A 15399-nucleotide genomic window follows, 5' to 3' on the forward strand; every position below is an offset into this window, starting at 1 on the left:
GCGGCGGTAGAACAGTATCATCGGCTTTAACGACTTTCCAGAAATCAGAATCAAGGCAGATAGCGGAGCACATATGAAGACGCTGTTTTTGCAGGCCCCGTCGTATGACGGTTTCGATGGCGGCGCGGGGTCGCGCTATCAGGCGAAGCGTGAGATCCGTTCGTTCTGGTATCCGACATGGCTCGCGCAGCCCGCGGCGCTGGTGCCGGATAGCCGCGTGCTCGACGCGCCGGCGGATGGTCTCTCGGTGGAGGCTTCGCTCGATATCGCGCAGCAGTATGACCTCGTCATCATTCATACGAGTACACCGTCGTTTCCAACGGATGCGATGTTTGCGCAGGATCTGAAGAAGCGCAAACCGTCGGTGATGATCGGCATGGTGGGCGCAAAGGTCGCCGTCGATCCGCACAACTCGTTGACCGCAAGCGAAGCGATCGATTTCGTCTGCCGTGAAGAATTCGATTTCACCTGCCAGGAAGTGGCGGCGGGCAAACCGCTTGCGCAGATCCAGGGCTTGAGCTATCGCGCTGCGGACGGTTCGATCGAGCACAACGAGGCGCGCCCGATCCTCGAGAACATGGATGAGCTACCGTTTGTAGCACCTGTCTACAAGCGCGACCTGAAAATCGAAAACTACTTCATCGGCTATCTGAAGCATCCGTACGTGTCGATCTACACGGGCCGCGGCTGCCGCTCGAAGTGCACCTTCTGCCTGTGGCCGCAAACGGTGGGCGGTCACCGCTACCGCACGCGCTCGGTAGAGAACGTGCTCGAAGAAGTGAAGTGGATCCGCGACAACATGCCTGAAGTCAAGGAGATCATGTTCGACGACGACACCTTCACCGACTTCAAGCCACGTGTCGAAGAGATCGCACGCGGGCTGGGCAAGCTCGGCGTGACATGGTCCTGCAACGCAAAGGCCAACGTGCCGTATGCGACGCTGAAGATCATGAAGGAAAACGGCCTGCGTCTGCTGCTGGTGGGCTATGAATCGGGCGACGACCAGATCCTGCTGAACATCAAGAAGGGCCTGCGCACGGATATCGCACGACGCTTCAGCGAAGACTGCCGCAAGCTCGACATCAAGATTCACGGCACTTTTATCCTGGGGCTGCCGGGCGAGACGCAGGAGACGATCGAAAAGACGATCGAGTACGCAAAGGAAATCAACCCGCACACGATCCAGGTGTCGCTCGCGGCACCTTATCCGGGAACGACGCTCTACAACCAGGCGGTGGAAAACGGCTGGCTGCAGGAGAACAAGGTGATCAACCTGGTGAGCAAGGAAGGGGTGCAGCTCGCGGCGATCGGCTATCCGCATCTGTCGCGTGAAGAGATCTATCACCATGTCGAGAGCTTCTACAAGCGCTTCTATTTCCGGCCCTCGAAGATCTGGGAGATCGTGCGCGAGATGCTGCTGAGCTGGGACATGATGAAGCGGCGTCTGCGCGAAGGCGTGGAGTTTTTCCGCTTCCTGCGCGCTCACGAAGCGTGATGGCGTACGAGGCTCGGCTTTCGCAGCGCACGCTGATCTTCACTGCGGACGATTTCGGTTTGCACGAACGGGTCAACGAGGCAGTCGAGCGTGCGCATCTGTACGGTGTGCTGACGGCAGCGAGCCTGATGGTCGCCGCGCCGGCCGCGCGCGATGCGCTCGCGCGCGTGCGGCGGCTGCCGGAATTGCGGGTCGGCCTGCATCTGGTGCTGGCCGATGGCGCGGCGCTCCTGCCGCGCGAGGCGATTCCGGCGCTGGTCGGTCCGGAGGGCCGTTTCGGCGACGATATGGTGCGCGACGGCTTTCGATTTTTCTGTCTACCGTCCGTGCGCAAGCAACTCGCACTGGAAATCCGCGCGCAGTTCGAAGCATTCGCGAAGACCGGGCTGCCGCTCGATCACGTCAATACCCATAAGCACTTCCATCTGCATCCGACGGTGCTCGGGCTGATCCTCGAAATTGGCCCCGACTACGGCATGCGTGCGGTGCGTCTGCCATACGAATCCAACGAACCGCTGTGGCTTAAACCGTGGATTGGCCTGGTGCGGGACCGCCTCGATCATGCCGGTATCGCGCACAACGACTATGTGGTCGGCATCTCCAGGACGGGGCAGATGACCGAGGGTGTCCTGCTCGATGCGTTGGCGCGCTTGCCGGACGGCGTGGGCGAGATCTATTGCCATCCGGCCACGGCGGGTGAGGGCGCGTTGAGCGCCGGCATGCGCGACTATCGGCATGCGGACGAATTGGCCGCGTTGCTGTCGCCGCGCGTGGCGGCGGCTATCGAGGCGGCCGGGGCGACGCGCGGCGGCTTTGCCGACGTGTTCGGCGAGTGGCATCGCCGCGGTGCGCAAGCGTCATGAAGCGCCTGCAATGGGCCGGTTTGCCGATCGGGATCGCGATCCTGATTGGGCTCGTGCTGCACGAGGGTGTCGGCGGTCTGATTCAGATCATTGGGCAAGCGGGGTTTGCGTTGCTGTGGCTTGTGCCGTTTCATGCACTGCCGTTGTTGCTCGATGCGTATGCGTGGCATCTGTTGCTGGGTAAGCGGGCATCGCTGATATTTCTTTGGTGGGTGGCGACGGTTCGTGAAGCCGTGAGCCGCTTGTTGCCCGCAGCGGGGATTGGCGGGGAGATTGTCGGGATTCGGCTTGCCGCCTGGCGTGTGAACGATCTGAGCGGAGTCAGTGCCTCAGTTGTCGTCGAGGTCATGGTGACCATGGCCGTGCAGTATGTTTATTCGGCGCTCGGGCTGGTGTTGATCGTGGCGGCTACGCATCAGGCTGGGGTCGTGCGCACGATTGGAATGGCTTTGCTTCTGTCGTTGCCTTTGCCTGTTATCGCTGTGGTCCTCATTAGGCGGGGCGGGGTTTTTTATGCCATCGAGCGGTGGGCTGGGAGGTTGTTAGGCTCCACGGGTTCGCTCCTGCCGGCGGTCGATGGGCGCCAGCTTGATGCCGATATCGATGCGCTTTTGTCTCGCAGCGGGCTTTTACTGAGGGCGTTTCTCTGGCAACTGAGTGGGTATCTGCTTGGCGCGCTTGAGACTTATTGGGCTTTAGCGTTACTGGGGCATCCTGTTTCTTTGAGCGGGGCTTTGGCTATTGAAGGCCTCACTCAGGCTGTCAGGCATGCTGCGTTTTTTGTTCCCGCTGGGGTGGGGGTGCAGGACGCGGCGGTTGTACTGCTTGCGCAATTGTTTGGGGTCGATCGGGACGTTGCGCTTTCTTTAGCTCTCGTCAAGCGCATGCGCGAGGTTTTATTTGGGTGTGCCGCGCTTCTCTCATGGCAAGGGGGTGAGGTTTTCCGCCGTTTGGGCGGGCCTTCTTCCGTTGTCAAGGGCAGGGTTTGAAGGGACGTCCGGCACGCCGCCAACGAGGCCAGGAGCGAATACGGACGGGCGAGGCATACGTACATGCTGTTTCGTACCGGCAGCATCGTGGCAATCCTGGTTGGCGTGCCGGCTAGCCCATTGGCGCAATCAGACAGTGCCCAGCGAGGCCGCGGCACGAACATGCTCAAAAATCTCTAACCGAGGCCTTGCGCCGTGATCGCTCGCACATCCACCTTCGACGGCAGGATCTGTTGCTCGAACGCGCGGTCGGCGACCTTTTGCAGCGCTGCGATGTCCGCGTCGCTGACGGGCCGTTGCTGCAAGGCGGCGCGAGCGGTGATGACTCTCGCCGTCTCGATCGGGAGGCGCGTCACCGTCGCATACACCTGCGCGTACGCTTCAGGATGTCCGACGGCCCACGCGCCGGCGCGTCGAAAGCGTTGCAGCGCATCGCTCAACGCCGGGCGCTTCGCCTGGTCCGCGGCCGCTGCGCCCGAAGCGGTGATGAAGGCAAGTCCGGTGTTGATGCCGGAGCCGTCGCGTAATACGCGGCCTCCGCGCTGCACAGCGGTGCCGAAATACGGATCGAAGGTCGCCCATACTTCAAGCTGGCGCGCCTCGAACGCCGCAAAGGCGTCGACGGGCAGCACGAAGCGCACGTTCACGTCGTCACGCGTGAGTCCGGCTTCGGCCAGCGCGCCATACAACTGGTATTGCGAAATGCTGCCGCGCGCCGACGACACCACCACGGTCTTGCCTTTCAGATCGGCTACATGCCGTAGTGGCGAGTCGGCCTGGACGACGATCCCGAGCGAGGTCGGCGTTCCGACGCGGGTCGCGACAATCTTCAGCGACGGATCGCCGATTGCCGCCGCGAGCACCGGCAGATCGCCCGCGGGCGCGAGATCGACCGCGTTCGCGCGCTGCGCCTCGAAGAGCGGCGCAGCGCCCTGGAAGTTGGCCCAGCGAAACGCATAGGGTGTGCCGTCCAGCACGTGGGCCGCTTCGGCTAGCGCGCGCAGTCCGCCGGCCTGATCGCCAAATACCAGGGTGGGCTCTGCAGCCAGCGCATCCGTCGCAGCGAGCCACGCCGCAGCGGGAGCGAGACCCCAGGCGGCAAGGGTGTGCAGAATCCGGCGGCGGTCGGAGCGAAAAGCGGTCATCGGTGTAGTTCCACGAAGAGGAAAACGCAAACAGGAAGCGGAAGGAAGCCGCGGAAAAAGCGGCAAGCATGAATTGGCCGGGACAGTTCGCGGAACGGCCGGAACATGCTGTCGCGGAGGGAGGTTAGCAACCGCTTCGAGCCGTCACAAACATGCAATTGCGATATCTTTATCGGCTATCAATATTTAACGAACGCATGTTGCGGTGCTACCTTTGAGGCTTGCCTGACATCCCGTCCGGGGTGTCGCCGCCGGCCCGCGTTCAGCGCGTCCGGCGTTCTGTCGATCATCGGGGAGACGCATCGTGGCAGTCGAATTCATCGGCATGATCCAGACTCGCAAGGTCTCGGAAACGCACGCGCCGCAAGGCCCGTCAATAGATACCGGTTACGTGGAGCAGTTCGCACGGGCCCACGAGAACGCCGGCTTCGACCGCATCCTCGTTCCGCATCACTCGACCAGCCCCGACGCGCTGCTGACCGTCGCGCAGGCCGCGAGCGTGACAAGTCGCGTGCATTTCATGCTTGCTCACCGGCCCGGTTTTGTAGCGCCGACGCTAGCCGCGCGTCAGCTCGCGACGCTCGATCACTACTCGGGCGGCCGCCTTGCCGTGCACATCATCTCCGGCGGCGACGACGCCGAGCAACGCCGCGACGGCGATTACCTGTCGCACGACGAGCGCTACGCACGCACCGACGAGTACGTGTCGATCCTGCGCCGCATCTGGACCTCGGATACGCCGTTCGATCACGAGGGCAAGTACTACCGCTTCGAGCGCGGTTTCTCCGAAGTGAAGCCGGTGCAGCAACCGCATATTCCGGTGTATTTCGGCGGGGCCTCGGCACCCGCGCTTGAAATCGCCGGCCGGCATGCTGACGTCTACGCGCTGTGGGGCGAATCGAAGGCGCAGGTGCGCGAGCAGGTCACTCGGGTGCGCGCGGAAGCCGCGAAGCATGGCCGCACGGTGCGCTTCTCGGTATCGTTCCGGCCGATTCTGGCGGATACCGAAGCCGCGGCATGGGAACGCGCTGAGCATATTCTCGAAGAGACCAAGCGGTTGCGTGCCGCCCAGGGTCTGGGCGTAGGCGGCCCCGCGCAGAGCGAAGGTGCCCGCCGCTTGCTGGCGGCTTCAGGCGAGGCGGATCGAGTCGACGAGCGCTTGTGGACCGCGATCGCCAAGGAAATCGGCGGCCGTTCGAATTCGACGGCGCTGGTCGGCACACCGGAGCAGGTGGCCGACACGTTCGCGGAGTACTATGCGTTGGGTGTGACCACCTTCCTGATCCGCGGCTTCGACCCGCTTGAAGATGCGATCGACTATGGCCGCGCGCTGATTCCCGCCACGCGCGAGCGCATTGCTCGCAGCGAACGCGTGGCAGCCTGAACGGAGGAACAATGACCGATCTATCTCTGCCTGCTGTTCCCGCTACAGAAACGTCGACGTTGCAACGCCATGCGCCGCTGCGCAAATTCTGGTTCGATGAAGTGCCGCCGCGCGCGAGCGTCGCTGAGGAGCGCCGCTATCGGCAAGAGCGGCTCGCTGTCGCATTTCGCATTTTCGCGCGCTACGGTTTCGATCAAGGCCTTGCGGGTCACATCACGGCGCGCGATCCGGAATGGCCCGATCACTTCTGGGTCAATCCGTTCGGCAAGCATTTCAGCCGGATTCGCGTTTCCGACCTGCTGCTGGTGAATTCGCAAGGCGAGATCGTGGTGGGCGAGGGGCCCGTCAATCAGGCGGCTTTCGCGATTCATGCCGCGATTCATGAAGCACGGCCCGATGTCGTGGCCGCTGCGCACACGCACTCGCTGTATGGCAAGGCTTGGTCGACGCTTGGACGCACGCTCGATCCGCTCACGCAAGACTCGTGCTCGTTCTACCAGGACCACGCCCTGTTTGACGATTTTCGTGGTGTCGTGCTCGATACGGAAGAAGGGGCGCGCATTGCAACAGCGCTTGGCCCGAATCGCGCGGTCATTCTGAAGAACCACGGCATCCTGACCGCGGGACCGACCGTCGAGGCAGCGGCGTGGTGGTACATCGCACTCGACAATGCCTGTCACGCGCAATTGCTCGCCGAGGCGGCTGGCAAGCCGCAACCTATCCCACACGACATTGCCACATTGACGCACGAGCAGGTGGGGCGAGCGGGTGGCGCATTGTTTGCATTCCAGAGCCTGCTGGAGGGTGTGGTCGCCAATGAGCCGGACGTGTTCGACTGAGGACAATCCGCTCAAGATGACAATGCCGTCTGCGCCGCCGGTGTCGCTGCGGCGCAGCGGCCCCATCCCGCTGCGGATGTGCGTACACTAGACCAGGTCGTCGTCAACCCGATCTCGAACCAGAACAGAGCGTCGCGCGGACCCTGAAGGCCGCCAGCGCCGCCGCACCTTTTCTCGACCCTCATTTTTTCCATTACGTCATGAGCCAGATCTTGCGGCTTGACCGCTTGCGCACATTTGTCGAGCGGATCGCATCGTTACTCGACGATGCTCTCCCCGAAGCCAGTCTGCTGGAAGCGGGCGGCGCCGCGCTGCGTGAACTGGTTGCGCACGACGACTGGTTGCCCGACGCGTACGCGCGTCCAGACCCCGAGCGCTATCAGCAATTCCTTCTGCACGCGGATGCTCGTCAGCGCTTCTCTGTGGTGAGTTTTGTCTGGGGGCCAGGACAGGCCACGCCGGTTCACGACCACACCGTTTGGGGCCTGATTGGTGTCTTGCGTGGTGCGGAAATCGCACAGCCATATTGTCTCGACGAAAGCGGCACGGTGATTGCTTCTGATGGGGCAAGGCGGCTCGAAACTGGTGCCGTCGATGCGGTCTCGCCGCGCATTGGCGACATTCATCGGGTTAGCAATGCATACGACGACCGCGTGTCGGTCAGCATTCACGTTTATGGTGCAAATATCGGGGCGGTGTCGCGCTCGGTTTACCCCGGGGAGGGTGGCCGCAAGACATTTATCTCCGGTTATTCCAACGACGTGTTGCCGAATATCTGGAATGTATCGAAGGAGATCGCAATCTCATGACCATTGAGACTGAATTCCGTAGCCGTTCATTCGAAGACGTGCGCCGCGCATTACTCGAGCGCCGCGAAATCGCATTGCTCGACGTACGCGAGGAAGATCCGCATGCACGCAGCCATCCGCTGTTCGCCGCCAATCTTCCGTTATCGAAGCTTGAACTGGACGCGCCGTTGCGGTTGCCACGCCGCAGCGTGCCGATCGTGGTGTTCGACGATGGCGAAGGGCTCGCGGTGCGCGCGGCGCGCCGTTTCGTTGAACTGGGTTACACCGATGTCACATTGCTGGCCGGCGGTTTGCGCGGTTGGGCCGACGCAGGTGGCGAACTGTTTCAGGACGTCAACTCGGCGAGCAAGGCCTTTGGCGAACTGGTGGAAAGCGAACGGCATACACCGTCGCTCGAAGCGCCGCAATTGCAGGAACTGCTCGACAGCGACGCCGACGTGGTCGTGCTCGACGCGCGCCGCTTCGACGAGTATCAGACCATGAACATTCCCGGCAGCATCAGCGTGCCGGGTGCCGAACTGGTGCTGCGCGCGCGGCAACTCGCGCCGAACCCGTCGACGCAGATCGTTGTCAACTGCGCCGGACGCACGCGCAGCATCATTGGTGCGCAATCGCTGATCAATGCGGGCGTGCCCAATCCCATTGCGGCGTTACGTAACGGCACGATCGGCTGGACGCTCGCCGGGCAAACGCTGGCGCACGGCAGCACGAAGCGCTTCGATCCGGTCACCGTCGATTCGGTGCGGGTCGCTGCAGCGGCCTCGGCGCGCGCAGTGGCCGATCGCGCTGAAGTGGGCCGCACTTCGCGCGACGAAGCGCGTCGCTGGGCAGAGGAAGCCGTGCGCACGATCTATCGTTTCGACGTGCGTTCGCCGCAGGAGTACCAGGCGAGCCATGTGCCCGGATTTCGCAGCGCGCCTGGCGGGCAGCTTGTGCAGGAGACCGATATGTTCGCGCCGGTGCGCGGTGCCCGCGTGATTCTCGCGGACAGCGACGGCGTGCGCGCAAACATGACGGCCTCGTGGCTCGCGCAGATGAATGTCGAGGTGTACGTGGTCGATGGTCTGACGCCGGCCGATTTCACGGAAGAGGGCGCAGCGCCGGTCGCGCGCAACGCGGTGACGCCGCCTGTTGTCGACGAGATTTCGCCGACGGACCTCGCGATACTGCTGCGTGCGCCCGGCACCGTCGTGCTGGATTTCACGGCGAGCGCGAACTATGTAGCGCGGCATATTCCCGGTGCGTGGTTTGCGTTGCGCGGACAACTGGCGGATGCGCTGCCCAACTTGCCGGAAGCGCAACGCTATGTGGTGACCTGCGGGACCAGTGCGCTCGCACGCTTCGCTGCGCCGGAACTGGCCGAATTGACGGGCAAGCCGGTGCAGGTGCTGACGGGTGGGACGACGGCGTGGATCGCGGCGGGTCTGCCGCTCGAGAGCGGCGAGACGCATCTCGCGTCACCGCGCATCGATCGTTATCGTCGTCCTTACGAGGGCACGGATAACGCGCACGAAGCGATGCAGGCCTATCTGGACTGGGAGTACGGACTGGTCGCGCAACTGGCGCGCGATGGCACACATGGGTTTCACGTGATCTGAGCGGTAGCCCTTGCTGTTTTGAGGGTCGCGCAAGCCGGTCCAACGCGCACTGCATGCCGAAGCAGGCATGCGCGCGCGTTGGTTTGTCTTGTCCTCAGGCTGCCTGAGATTGCAGCCGTGCCGCCTTGAATTGCCGCTCGACGGCGGCGCCGAAACGCTCCACGGGCTGCTGCAGCTTGCCGAGCACGCGCGGATGCACGAGCCAGATATCGATCAGCGGCTTGAAGTCGCTCACGGTCACCACGTCCAGAGCGGCTGCGTAACGGCTCGTCTGTAGCAAGGGCAGCGGCACGAGCCCCAAGCCGTTGCCGTCGGCGACGAGCTGCAATTGCAGTTCGGTGCCGAGCGTCTCCATGTTCAGCTTCAGCGTGAGACCGAGACCGGTCAAGGCACGCAGCAGACCTTCGCGAAACCCGCAGCCATCCGGATTCAGCACCCAGCCGATCGCCTGACATTCCGCCAGCGTATGCGCGCGTTTTTTCAGCGTGCCATGCGGCGCCACGACGGCGAGTTTGACGCGTCCCAGCGAGCGCGCGGCGAGCGACTCGGCGAACGTCTTGTTGGCCGGGAGCAACATTGCCGCGGCATCGAGTTCGCCGGCTTCCACCCGTTGCAGCAACTGACTCCCCCAGCCGCTCGAGGCACGCGCCTGTAACTCGGGGTAGGCCGTGCGTAGTTCGCGCATGGCATCGGGCAACGCGATATCGGCGATCGTCTGCGCGACGCCCAGGCGCAGTGCGCCGACCGGCGGCGAATCGTTCGCGACCAACCCGCGCAGCACGTCCAGTTCGCGCTGGATGACGCGGCATTGTTCGTAGACGACGCGTCCGGTTGCGGTGGCTTTTAGCGGACGCGTATTGCGATCGAGCAGTTCGATGCCCAACGCTTCCTCGAAGTTTTGCAGCCGGCGCGTGATGGCCGGTTGCGTGAGGCCGAGTGTCTGCGCGGCCTGCTGCAGCGACTGGGCGCGGATGACGGCGACATAGGCGTCGATATCGTCGATCTTCATGTTGAGCGATGAGGTAAGGGCAAGCAAATCGTGCGTTCGATGATACCTGCAATGAGGCCGGTTCACGCTGCCGTGCGTAGCAAGATCCGCATATTTGCTTAGAAGAATAATGCGTTTGTCTTATACAAGTACGTGCCGTATCGTCGTTGCTGACTAGTCCGTAGCGAACGATATGACGACAACACGTTTTCTCTCCCGTGGGTTTTTCACGCCTCTTGCGTTTGTTGCGGGGATGGCCTCGCCGCGTCTTCGTGACGTGGTGGCAACAGCATTTGCAAAGGCGTTTGCAAAGGCGTCTGTACTGGCAGCGTTGGCATTGACCTCAGTGGGTCTGACCACATGGCCTGACATGGCGTGTGCCGCCGATCTGCCCGTGCTGAAAGTCGGCGACCAGGCGCTGCAAACACGCGGCATTCTCGAAGCGTCGGGGCAACTGAAGGATCTGCCGTACCAGATCGAATGGTTCAACTTTCCTGCCGCACAGCCACTCGGTGAGGCACTGAACGCGGGTGCCGTGGATGTGGGTGGCCTCGGCGACGCGCCGCTGGTGTTCGCGCTTGCAGCAGGCGCCCAGGTGCGCGCGGTGGCCGCGACGCGCTCGCATCCGGTCGATCTCGCGATCGTCGTCGGCGCGCATTCGCCGCTCACCGATGTGGCGAGCCTGAAGGGCAAGCGTATCGCCACGACGCGCGGCTCGATCGGTCACTTCCTCGTGCTCGCGGCCCTGAAAAAGGCCAATATTCCGCTCTCCGATGTCACGCTGGTCTTCCTCGCGCCAGCTGATGCAAAGGCGGCGCTTGCATCGGGCAGCGTGGATGCCTGGTCCGTGTGGGATCCATACACGGCGTTAAGCGAGTCCCGCGATCACGACCGTATTCTGGTCAATGGCGTCGGCCTGTCGGAAGGGCTGAGCTACCAGGTTGCGACCGAACGCGCCATCGCCGATAAACGTGCGGTGCTAGCGGACTTCCTGCGGCGCGTGGCGCTTGGCCAGCAGTGGGCGCTGTCGCATCCCGAGGAGGTCGCAGCGATGCAGTCGCGCGTGACTGGCTTGCCGCCCGACGTGCTGAAAACCGTCTATCAACGCGGTCAGGTGCATCCGGTCGCGATTGACGACGGTGTGATCGCGGCGCAGCAGCGTACCGCCGACACCTACACAGCCGCCAGCGTCATTCCCGCGCGCCTCGATGTCAAAGCGAGCTTCGACCGCAGTTTTCCTGTGCCTTAAACTTGTGAACTGCCGGCCCCCGAGTCCTTAAGTATCCTTGAGCCGTCAGCAGGCCTGAACATAACCACGGCCGCCACAGCGCGGCCGCGCCGGAGTTGCGATGAACGCCCCCGAGTTCGAACCCACCGCCGCGCACGCCGCGGCGCGACGCCATCCGCCGCTTGATAGCGACGTGTTCGATGCCTTGCTTGAGCAACTGACCGGCGAGTTCGCGGCAAGCGCCGCAGACTACGACCGTAGCGGCGATTTTCCCCATGCCAATCTGGCGCGCCTGCATCAGCACGATCTGCTGTCGCTGACGGTGCCGGCCTATCTCGGTGGTGCGGGCGCCAGCCTGCCGCAAGCACTGAAGGTAGTGCGTGCGGTGGCGCGTGGCGAGCCATCCACGGCGCTCGTGCTGGTCATGCAGTATCTGTTTCATCATCGCTTGCAGGGCAACCAGAACTGGCCGCGTGAGTTGCGTCAGCAGGTCGCCCGCGAAGCCGTTCGCGACGGCGCGCTGATCAATTCTTTGCGGGTCGAGCCCGAACTCGGCACGCCGGCTCGCGGCGGTCTGCCCGGCACGCTCGCTGCGCGTAGCGGCGACGGCTGGATTATCAACGGCAGCAAGATCTATTCGACCGGCAGCCCCGGCCTGACGTGGCTGGCGGTGTGGGCGCGCAGCGACGAAACACTGCCGCGTGTCGGCGTGTGGCTCGTCCGACGCGATACGCCTGGCGTGCGGGTCGGTGCGTTGTGGAATCATCTCGGCATGCGCGCGACGGGTAGCCATGAAATCGTCTTCGACAACGTCTTCGTGCCGGCGGAGCATGCCGTCGACATCCAGTTGCCCGGCGCGCCGGGCGCCGGACTGGACGCCCTTGGCATGGCATGGATGAGCGTGTTGCTGTCGGCGGTGTACGACGGGGTGGCGCGTGCTGCGCGCGACTGGTTCGTGCATTGGGCGACGACTCGCGCGCCCGCCAATCTCGGTGCGCCGCTCGCGAGTCTCGCGTCGTTTCAGCAAACGCTTGGCCGCATCGATGCGCTGCTGTTCAGCAACCGCGTGCTGCTCGATGCGACGGCGCACATCGAGCGGGTGGCGCTCGACGAGGCACCGCTCGTCAAGTACACGGTGACGAATCAGGCGATCGAAGCGGTGCAACTGGCTATCGAAGCGAGCGGCAATCCGGGCTTGAGCCGTGATAATCCGCTCGAACGTCACTACCGCGATGTGCTGTGCGCACGCATCCACACGCCGCAAAATGACTCGGTGTTGCAGGGTGTTGGACGGGCAGGATTTGCGGTGGGCTAGTCAGCGTCTATTCATCAGAAGATTCAGTGTAAACGCTGGCTCGCACAATCAATTTAATGCGTCTAAATTATCGCCACCTGGGCAAAATAGTCGAGGGACCAGACGGCCGTGTGCAGCGGTCTGTCACGGGCGAAAGCGTAGGGTCAGCGGCCATCTGCGGCTGATTGCTTCGTTCAGCCGGACCGCTGCGTGTCGTCTTGGGTCTCTCTTCATCCCATCTGTAGCCCGGTCATCCCGCGGCGAGTCTCCCTCCGTTTGTGCATGCCTTCGTGGCGCGTGGATAAGCTCCGCCGCGTGGCACTTTCAGTGGTCCATCCATTCCCCGTCCCTTGTTCCGTTGAGTCTCGCCGGTAGCAGGCGCGACGCACTGCGCTGCATCGTCGCCGCATGGCTGTCCTTCCGGTGAGGCTGCCCGCCGGGCCGCCTCGCTGCGTCCACGGGTGAGCTTTTGCTATCCTGTCGTTAAACCTTCACATAACGGACCGTATCCCCACTTCCCAGATGGCATCGAACTACCGATTGCTCACCGTCGCCGTGCTGGCCGCTTCGCTCGCGCTGGCGGGTTGCGACGACCAACAGGGCCAACGTGCTGTGCAAAAACTCAAGGAACTGTTCAACGCCATCAAGCCGGACGCGCTGTTGCTCAAGGGCCTCACGCCCGGCGTGACGACTGAGGCGGAAATTCGCAACCAGATGGGCAAGCCGGAAACCGAACGCACGTTTACCGACGGTTCGAAGCGCCTCGAATATCCGCGCGGCCCGCAGGGGCTCAACACCTATATGGTCGACATCGACCGTGACGGCAAGCTGCAAGCCATTACCCAGGTGCTGACCGCGGCCAACTTCGCGAAGATCCAGCCCGGCATGACCGAGGACGAAGTACGCCGTCTGCTCGGCAAACCGGGCCAGGTGGCGGTGTTTCCGCTCAAGCCCGAAACCGTCTGGAGCTGGAAGTGGCGCGAGGGCGGCGTGACGGAAGAGGGTTTCTTCAACGTGCACTTCGATGCGTTTCACAAGGTCTATACGACATCGCGTTCCGACGTCATACGTGGACGATAGGACGACAAGGAGAAAACATGCTGCGGCGACGTGCTCACTCGCGCATTGGTCTCGTGCTCGGCGGCGGCGCTGCGCGGGGCTGGGCGCATATCGGCGCCATCCGCGCGCTGCATGACGCTGGCATCAAGCCGGACGTCGTGTGCGGCACCTCGATCGGCGCGCTGGTCGCGGCGGTTTACGCGAACGGCGATCTCGACTGGCTGGAGGACTGGGTGTCGCGTCTGACGTGGCAGACGGTGCTGCGCCTGCTCGACCTGCGCATTTCCGGCGGCCTGCTGGGTGGACGCAAGGTGATCCAGGTGTTCGCCAACCGGTTCAACGGACGTGAGATCAGCCAGTTGCAGATGCCTTTTGCCGCGGTGGCGACTGAACTCGATTCGGGCCGCGAAACATGGTTGCAGGACGGCAGTGTGGTGGATGCAGTGCGGGCGTCGATCGCGATTCCCGGCATCTTTACACCGGTTTGGCATAACGGCGTGTGGCTCGTGGATGGCGGTCTGAGCAATCCCGTGCCGGTGTCGGTGGCGCGCGGCATGCGTGCCGATTGCGTGATCGCGGTGGATCTGAACAACGACATTCTCAATGGCCGCGACTTCGGCGGCCTCACCGCCGCAGCGTCGCCGGTGATCGATCCGACCGCGCCGCCGCCCGGTTCGTTGCGCAAGAATGGCAAGCCGTGGCCGCGCTGGCTCGCGCCTTCGGAGGACGAGGTGGCAGCCGACGTGCGCGTCGCGCCCGAGCCGAGCGCCCGGGTGCCGTCGATGCTGAGTTCGGTCGCGCAGAGCATCGACATCATGCAGGTGCGGATCACGCGCAGCCGTATGGCGGGAGAGCCCGCCGACATCCTGATTCAGCCGCGCCTGGGCGGCATGGGCATTTTCGATTTTCACCGCGCGGCGCCGGCGATCGCGGAAGGGCGTGCGGCGGTCGAGCATATGCTGCCGGCGATTCGCGCCCGGCTAGGGATTGAGTGATCAGACGCCGCCGAGATTTTTCGAGGCAATGACCCGGCAGATCCGCTTGCCCGAGCTTTCGCTCGTCACGTCTTCGAATAGCAGAATCGCGCAGTCGACGAGCGCGTCCACGACCACTTTGGGCTCGAAGGCGGCGTACAGCCGCCCGTCGGGCTGACGTGTGTCCTCGCCTTCGGTGACGCGCCATGACAGATACAGCACGCCGTTCGGTCGCAAGAGGCGCCTGAGATTATCCACGGCGAGAGGAATCGATTCGGCCGGCAAATGCATGATCACCGTCTCGCAGACGATATTGTCGAAACGTTCCTCGATCTCCTCGAGCGCCGGCAGGGTGGCCTCGCGAAACTCGATCTCCGGATGCAGACGGCGCGCTTCGGCAAGCAGGCCCGGCGATGCGTCGAAGCCAGTGACCTCGTAGCCGTGCTCGGCCAGCCATCCCGCATCGCGGCCGTTGCCGCAGCCGATCTCGGCGGTCGTGCCTTGCGGCACCAGATGCGTTTCCAGCAATGCGTAGAGGTCGTTCGGAGGCGGCTGGTCCAGCCATTCCTGGCTGTAACGGGCGGCGTCCTTCGTGTAGGCATCGAGCGTCGTGGAGTCGAAACGGGCAGTCATGCTCGAAGTCCTCGGGGGAGTTGTGCGGGCGGGGATATACACCCCAGGCAACCGCAGTGTAGCGGGGTTTGCCCTGATCGTGACTGCAAGTCGCGCCCAGG

14 protein-coding genes are annotated in these 15399 nt (G+C 63.4%); 11 read left to right on the forward strand and 3 right to left on the reverse strand.

Translation table 11 applies throughout. The features are described from left to right. Positions 1–73 precede the first annotated feature (73 nt). From hpnJ to P3T20_RS18605, 3 genes are read left to right on the forward strand one after another with little or no spacing between them, the layout of a single operon-like run. Positions 74–1495, forward strand: coding sequence for a hopanoid biosynthesis associated radical SAM protein HpnJ (gene hpnJ, locus P3T20_RS18595; protein ID WP_074265045.1), 1422 nt, complete (start codon positions 74–76; stop codon positions 1493–1495). Beyond that, positions 1495–2358, forward strand: a complete 864-nt coding sequence (gene hpnK, locus P3T20_RS18600; protein WP_074265044.1) for a hopanoid biosynthesis-associated protein HpnK — start codon at positions 1495–1497, stop codon at positions 2356–2358. Before hpnJ ends, hpnK begins: the two co-directional genes overlap by 1 nt. After that, positions 2355–3347 carry a lysylphosphatidylglycerol synthase domain-containing protein gene (locus P3T20_RS18605; protein WP_074265043.1) on the forward strand — a complete coding sequence of 331 codons (993 nt, stop codon included), beginning with the start codon at positions 2355–2357 and terminating at the stop codon, positions 3345–3347. Before hpnK ends, P3T20_RS18605 begins: the two co-directional genes overlap by 4 nt. A 176-nt stretch (positions 3348–3523) precedes the next feature. Here P3T20_RS18605 and P3T20_RS18610 read toward each other — a convergent pair whose 3' ends face one another. Continuing rightward, a complete protein-coding gene (locus P3T20_RS18610; protein WP_074265042.1) occupies positions 3524–4492 on the reverse strand; it encodes an ABC transporter substrate-binding protein in 969 nt (322 codons plus the stop codon). Positions 4493–4796: 304 nt separating this feature from the next. Here P3T20_RS18610 and P3T20_RS18615 point away from each other — a divergent pair, with 304 nt between their 5' ends. The 4 genes from P3T20_RS18615 (at position 4797) to P3T20_RS18630 (ending at position 9122) form a co-directional block, all read left to right on the forward strand. Beyond that, the gene (locus P3T20_RS18615) at positions 4797–5876 is read left to right on the forward strand and encodes an LLM class flavin-dependent oxidoreductase (protein ID WP_074265041.1); all 1080 of its coding nucleotides are present in this window, start codon (positions 4797–4799) and stop codon (positions 5874–5876) included. Between the two features lie 11 nt (positions 5877–5887). Next, the gene (locus P3T20_RS18620) at positions 5888–6715 is read left to right on the forward strand and encodes a class II aldolase/adducin family protein (RefSeq protein ID WP_074265040.1); all 828 of its coding nucleotides are present in this window, start codon (positions 5888–5890) and stop codon (positions 6713–6715) included. A gap of 200 nt (positions 6716–6915) precedes the next feature. Next, positions 6916–7524, forward strand: a complete 609-nt coding sequence (locus P3T20_RS18625; protein ID WP_074265039.1) for a cysteine dioxygenase — start codon at positions 6916–6918, stop codon at positions 7522–7524. Further along, positions 7521–9122 carry a rhodanese-related sulfurtransferase gene (locus P3T20_RS18630; RefSeq protein WP_074265038.1) on the forward strand — a complete coding sequence of 534 codons (1602 nt, stop codon included), beginning with the start codon at positions 7521–7523 and terminating at the stop codon, positions 9120–9122. Before P3T20_RS18625 ends, P3T20_RS18630 begins: the two co-directional genes overlap by 4 nt. Positions 9123–9216: 94 nt before the next feature. Here P3T20_RS18630 and P3T20_RS18635 read toward each other — a convergent pair whose 3' ends face one another. Beyond that, entirely contained in the window at positions 9217–10131 is a 915-nt protein-coding gene (locus P3T20_RS18635) for a LysR family transcriptional regulator (protein ID WP_074265037.1), read from the reverse strand. A gap of 349 nt (positions 10132–10480) precedes the next feature. On the opposite strand from P3T20_RS18635, the gene P3T20_RS18640 reads away from it, so the two are divergent. From P3T20_RS18640 to P3T20_RS18655, 4 genes are all read left to right on the forward strand, one after another. After that, positions 10481–11359, forward strand: coding sequence for an ABC transporter substrate-binding protein (locus P3T20_RS18640; RefSeq protein WP_074266109.1), 879 nt, complete (start codon positions 10481–10483; stop codon positions 11357–11359). Positions 11360–11459: 100 nt separating this feature from the next. After that, entirely contained in the window at positions 11460–12653 is a 1194-nt protein-coding gene (locus tag P3T20_RS18645; RefSeq protein WP_429287514.1) for an acyl-CoA dehydrogenase family protein, read from the forward strand. Between the two features lie 501 nt (positions 12654–13154). Further along, a complete protein-coding gene (gene bamE / locus P3T20_RS18650) occupies positions 13155–13712 on the forward strand; it encodes an outer membrane protein assembly factor BamE domain-containing protein (RefSeq protein WP_074265035.1) in 558 nt (185 codons plus the stop codon). 17 nt (positions 13713–13729) lie between these two features. Next, complete coding sequence (locus P3T20_RS18655; RefSeq protein ID WP_429287515.1) at positions 13730–14686, forward strand: patatin-like phospholipase family protein; 957 nt, start codon at positions 13730–13732, stop codon at positions 14684–14686. Here P3T20_RS18655 and P3T20_RS18660 read toward each other — a convergent pair whose 3' ends face one another. Beyond that, entirely contained in the window at positions 14687–15298 is a 612-nt protein-coding gene (locus tag P3T20_RS18660) for a class I SAM-dependent methyltransferase (protein WP_074265033.1), read from the reverse strand. It abuts the gene before it with no gap. Between the last annotated feature and the right edge of the window lie 101 nt (positions 15299–15399).

Origin of the sequence: Paraburkholderia sp. GAS206C, from assembly GCF_050435645.1 — a bacterium.
Taxonomy (GTDB): Bacteria; Pseudomonadota; Gammaproteobacteria; order Burkholderiales; family Burkholderiaceae; genus Paraburkholderia; species Paraburkholderia phenazinium_B.